Here is a 340-nt window from a genome sequence, read left to right on the forward strand (position 1 = left end):
AAGAAGCTTTGTTTGTGAATAAAATTTTACTGCATATTGTAGTGTAAGAAAATGTAATTAGGGTTGTTGATGTGCTGTGGGGTCAGCGGCGAATTCGGAGCCAGAACTTGGAATCCCATGAACATGAAGGTGCGCAGCAGGGTAGCGCGGTCGGGACGACTCTTCAAAACGCAGATGATGCAACTCTTACAGCCGAGACGCTCTTCAGCGAAATCCAGGAGCAGCATGAAGCTGTCCTTGCTGCCGGACTGCAGGACCCCGGGCACGCGGAGGTACATCATGTTGTTGTGCACAACAGCCTCCCAACGTATAACTGTGTTCTCGGTGAGATAAATCTTGA

The 340-nt window shown here is 49.4% G+C and carries 1 protein-coding gene; it reads right to left on the reverse strand.

The window, feature by feature from the left end; all coding sequences use genetic code 11:
- Nucleotides 1-26: 26 nt before the first annotated feature.
- Nucleotides 27-340: ornithine decarboxylase antizyme (locus tag F0U44_RS24360; RefSeq protein WP_149730639.1), on the reverse strand; the 314-nt coding region annotated here is incomplete at its 5' end.

Source organism: Nocardioides humilatus, from assembly GCF_008373755.1.
Classification (GTDB): Bacteria; Actinomycetota; Actinomycetes; order Propionibacteriales; family Nocardioidaceae; genus Nocardioides; species Nocardioides humilatus.